We start from the raw sequence: 4571 nt of genomic DNA, 5'->3' as shown, positions 1-4571 counted from the left end.
AAAAGGCCAAGCCATAAAACCTCCCAAATTTAAAACCAGGAAATCAAAACAGACTGCCAGGTTTACCTTGAGGGGGTTTAAAGTACACCAAGATCAAGTTTATTTAGCCAAGATTGGAAAGCTGAAAGTAGCCTGGTCAAGAAAACTACCCAGTGAGCCTAGCTCAGTAACAGTTATTAAAGATTCAGCTAATAGATACTTTCTTAGTTTTGTCGTAGAAATACAACCAGAAGCTTTACCAAAAACTGATAATTCAGTAGGCATAGATTTAGGTATTAAAACCTTTGCAACATTCAGCAATGGTACAAAGATTGATGCACCAAAACCGTTGAAAAAATGGATTAAGAAGTATCGAAAGTTAAGTAAGTCATTATCTAATAAAACTAAAGGGTCTAAAAGGTATGAAAAAGCACGGGCTAGAGTAGCTAAGTTTCATAGTAAATTAAAAGATACAAGGACAGATTTTCTGCATAAATTATCTACTAAAATAATTCGTGAAAACCAAACAGTTGTTTTAGAGGATTTGAATGTTTATGGCATGGTAAAAAACCGCAAATTATCCAGAGCTATATCTGATTTAGGTTGGCGACAATTTAGAACTTTCTTAGAAGGAAAAGCAGAAAAGTATGGTCGTGATTTGAGAATAATTAGTCGTTGGGAGGCGACGACTCAAAAATGTTCATGTTGTGGTTTTCGTAGAGGCAAATTAGACCTTCAAGTGCGAGAATGGGAATCCCTTAATTGTGGTGCCAAACACGACAGAGACGAGAATACAGCAATAAATATATTAGTCGCGGGCAGGCAGTCCGAGACATTAAACGGACGTGGAGGCAAGCATAAGACTAGGGTCAAGCTAGCAGCAGCCTGTGTTAGCGGAGCTTTGCGCCAGCAAAACGTCAACCCACCGAAGAGCTACGGTTCAGTAGGAATCTCCGCGCCTTCAGGCCGGAGAGGATGTCACCAACGCCAATAAATCAAACAAAAGGATTATACCAAATTGATAAATGTTTGGTACAAATAACTAGGTTATTTCTTAGGAGTCAGAATGAATAAGCTTTGATACCATTTATTAGGTCAGAATTTATATTTTTATTTCAAGTGACATTTGCTGTAGGTGTCTTTTAACTGCCCTGATTATTTATTCTAGGACTTACGCATGAGGTACGAAAAACTACGAGTTGAGATTCTTCCCTATGGGTCGCAATGACGAAGATACCTTGAGGTGCGTAAGTCCTATGTTCGTAACATTCTTTTTCCAAATTAGGGTAGTGCATCAGCATAGCTGCTTTACCCTTTTAATCAACCTCCTGTGTAAACCGGATATGGTATTATGTTATGTGCGCTGGTATCGTTTGTGTAAAATCAAGGGCGAATATCTACAGGAAACTTAAGTTTTTTCAAGCTTTTAAGTCTTCTTCCCTCTTCCAACTTCGGTCTTCCTTACCTTCACGCTTACAATACCGATGCTACCGGACATGGTATTAGAAGTCAGGAGTCATAATTAATGACTTCAATACCAGTTTTTAAGTCATTAATTCTCTTTTTTGTCAAAGGAACACTTCTTGTTCAGACAACGTAAGATTTTTGCTTCTTCCTTCTTTCTTCTTTCTTCTTTCTTCTTTCTTCTTTCTTCTTCCTTCAATCAAAAATATAAAATCCCAAGTTACAATCTAGTTTGATTGATCTTCATTATACTTGCTGAAATAAGTTTGAAAAACCTGTTTGGCAACAGGAGCAGCAGAAACAGAACCATAACCTCCATTCTCCACAATGACAGCGATCGCAATTTTTGACTGATAAGCTGGCCCAAAACCAACATATAAAGAGTGAGACCTTTGTCCAATTACTTCTGAGGTTCCCGTTTTCCCTCCTGTCAGAGGAATAGTACCGTCATTAAGAGATTGTGCTGTACCATAATAAACTGCATCAATCATCCCTTCTCTAATAATCTTTATCTGTTCAGGTTTCAACCCTGTGGGAGTAGGCTTCATTTTTGGACTATTCGTTTCATTTGCTAACAAGTGAGGCTTAATCTGTTTACCACCATTAGCGATCGCTGCTACTGCTACTGCCAACTCTAATGGTGTCACCAAAACCAGACCCTGGCCAATTGCCATAGTTACTGTATCACCCAAATACCAATCATCATTATAAATCCTACGTTTATCTTCTTCAGTAGGAATTAAACCATTGTATGTTGCGGGTATGCCCAAAAGGTTTAAATTTTCACCACCCAAACCAAGCTGATGTGCCCATTTAATTATTTCTTGAGGTCCAATAGCCATACCTATTCTATAAAAGAAGGTATTACTACTATAGGCTAATGCACTTCTAAAACCAATTGAACCATATCCTCCACTATGTTCATTGAAACTAATACCTCCAACATAAATCGAGTCAGAAGTATATACAAGGGAGTATGGTGAAAATTTTCCAGACCCCATAGCTGCTGAAGAAGTCACTATTTTAAAAGTACTACCTGGAGGATAACCTTGGAGAGACCGATTTAAAAATGATTGCTCCTGACTATGAATATTTTGCCATTTGGCTTGAGACATAGGTTTCGTAAACACATTGGGGTTAAATCTGGGATAACTGGCCATTGCTAAAATTTCCCCCGTATTCACATCTAGAGCAACTACTGCTCCCTTACGAAAACCTAGAGCTTTTTCTGCTGTTTTCTGAAGGTCTATATCAAGAGTTAACTTTACTGTCTTTCCTGCTTGAGGTTTAATTTCTCCGAGACTACCTATTTCCTGATTTTGGGCATTGACTTCTATCAAACGCTTACCCCATTTTCCCCCAAGTAAATTATTAGCACTTGCTTCAACCCCTAATCTACCAACCATCATTCTCATTTGATATTCTGGGTTAGCTTTTAGTTCTTCTGATGTAGCTTCGCCAAGGTATCCAATTATATGAGATGCTAATTGTCCATGAGGATAATAACGAGTTGATTCCGACCTCACTTCTACACCGGAAAATTCCGCAGCTCTTTCCTGTAAGGTGACAAAAGTATCACGATTCACTTCATGGCTAATATTTACATTCTTTTCTCCTGAATTTATAGCCTGCTCTACTTTTTGAATGATTTTTTCGGCGGGTATATCAATTATGGTTCTGAGCTTTTCTGCAGTAATTTTCCATTGCTCTTTGGATTGTTCTTTTGGCCATAAATAGATGGAACGGATGGGACGATTAGATGCAAAGACTTTGTCATTACGGTCTAGGATTAGTCCTCGATTGGATGGGACTGAAATTGGCCTAATGCGGTTGTTTTCTGCTCGGTCTCTATTCTGTTGACCTTGAATTAATTGTAGTTGAACCAGACGACTAACTTGTAAACCGACTATGGTTGTGGTTAATAGCATTAACACAATTGCTCGGTAGATTGAGCGTGACTCATGTTTTTGAGATGAGAGGTTATTATCTTCTATTTTTCGTAGTCCAAAAGCAAAGGAAAATTCGTGCACCATGATTTATTGATTTATGATTAGATAGACTAATAGATTAATTGTCTTTTAGTCGTTAAACGATAATTAGATAGACTTTACAGCAGTTTAAATAAAAATTCAAAGTGCAGAACAAAGTAATCAAAGTTAACTAGCTATCAGCATTTTTTGTACCGGAATGCTCTGCAAATAGCACTCAGTTTTCAGCGCGCTAAAAGCTTGGGTTTAAATCTCGGACTTCTAGCTTGTCATTTAATTTTAGGAGGGGTCGCGTATCCCCTTATATTTGATTTTTTTATTTCTTGTTTACAACTTTTTTGATTATCTGATTAACCCTCCTTTGTTCAGTCTCACTAAGCCACATATTGTCTTCACTATTTGCTCATTTTTTTCCCTCTTAATCTGAATCTTTATTGAACTACTCTGAAAACTTTTAACAATCTTGTTAGATGTTCAACTACTATCTTTGGCTAATTTTGAATTTTTCTTCTTTTATTCTTAAATTAATTCCTTTTTTTTGGGTGCATCTCAATTTTGAATAAAGCCAAAAATTTATCGCTTTTAGGCAACAGACAACAGGCAAAATGGAATAGGGAATAGGGAATATATAGGAAAAAAAAGTATTTTTGCAAATATGAGATGCACCCTTTTTTTTGTGGCTTTTTTCGGTATTTTTTTCTTTTTCGGATATGTCTAATGAAAAAAGCAAATTTTGACTTTTATTAAGAAGTATAGTAAGCATTTCCTGTGGAATGTTGCGCAAATAGCCGTCAGCTATTAGCTAGTCTCCTATGGTTGGAACTGCGTTATCAGCTATTAATTTTGGAGAAGGTAAAAGCAACCGTTGAAATTCAGAAAGAATACAAAGTTACTGCCAAAGTCCCCTTCCTAAATCTGAGAAGTAATTATTCATTACTAATTGCTGTTTGCGTAGCATCCCGCAGGGAAACGCTGACTGCTAATAGCTGAATGTTTACGAAGTAAATTATCATTTATCATTTTCTTTGTGGGTTTAATACCCCACCGTCAACGGGGGTGTTCACGCATTACTTGGGGGAGCGAATCCCCATGTAATTTTCCTCCTGTCTCCAGTATAGCTGTCTCCTGTCTCCTTCTTCA

2 protein-coding genes are annotated in these 4571 nt (G+C 37.3%); one reads left to right on the top strand and one right to left on the bottom strand.

The genetic code is table 11. The features are described from left to right. On the top strand, positions 1-973 hold a 973-nt coding region (locus tag F6K13_RS19510; protein ID WP_287288085.1), incomplete at its 5' end, for an RNA-guided endonuclease TnpB family protein. Positions 974-1670: 697 nt separating this feature from the next. Here F6K13_RS19510 and mrdA read toward each other — a convergent pair. Then, entirely contained in the window at positions 1671-3476 is a 1806-nt protein-coding gene (gene mrdA, locus F6K13_RS19505; protein WP_124147661.1) for a penicillin-binding protein 2, read from the bottom strand. Between the last annotated feature and the right edge of the window lie 1095 nt (positions 3477-4571).

Source organism: Okeania sp. SIO2B9, assembly GCF_010672505.1.
Taxonomy (GTDB): domain Bacteria; phylum Cyanobacteriota; class Cyanobacteriia; order Cyanobacteriales; family Microcoleaceae; genus Okeania; species Okeania hirsuta.
The sequence above is the reverse complement of the archived record's forward strand: the minus strand, read 5'-3'. Positions and strand labels throughout refer to the sequence as shown.